Annotated in this window: 1 protein-coding gene; it reads right to left on the bottom strand. The window is 67.6% G+C overall.

Translation table 11 applies throughout. The annotated features are described in order from the left end of the window. Positions 1 to 550: glycosyltransferase (locus PVZ72_RS00410; protein ID WP_273860909.1), on the bottom strand; the 550-nt coding region annotated here is incomplete at both ends.

Raw genomic sequence — 550 nt, forward strand, 5'->3', positions numbered from 1 at the left:
CGCCGAACAGGCTGAGCATGCGCAGCGGGGTGGTGGTCATGCAGGTCAGCAGGTCGAACATCAGGTTGATCAGCTTGAGGAAGCCGTACTTGGAATCCCCGTGTTCGCGCTCGGCGTGGGCCACCTCGATCTCGGTGGTGTGGCGGGCGAAGCTGTTGGCCAGGATCGGGATGAAGGTGCTGCGCTCGTGGCAGGCCAGCATCGACTGCACCACCTGGCGGCGATAGGCGCGCAGCATGCAGCCGTAGTCGCGCATGGCGACGCCGGTGGAGCGCTGCACGGCGCGATTGATCAGCCGCGACGGCAGGGTGCGCAGATAGGAATCCTGGCGCTGCTGGCGCACGGTGCCGACCACGTCGTAGCCCTGGGCGGCGGTGTGCACCAGGCGCGGGATCTCTTCCGGCGGATTCTGCAGGTCGGCGTCCAGGGTGATGATCAGATCGCCACGGGCCTGTTCGAAGCCGGCGAGGATCGCCGAGTGCTGGCCGTAGTTGCGATTGAGCAGCACCGCCACGACCGGGCTGTCCGGCTCGCTGGCGGCCTGCTGCAG

The sequence above is a fragment of the Pseudomonas sp. LA5 genome (genome assembly GCF_028640825.1).
Taxonomy (GTDB): Bacteria; Pseudomonadota; Gammaproteobacteria; order Pseudomonadales; family Pseudomonadaceae; genus Chryseomonas; species Chryseomonas aestiva.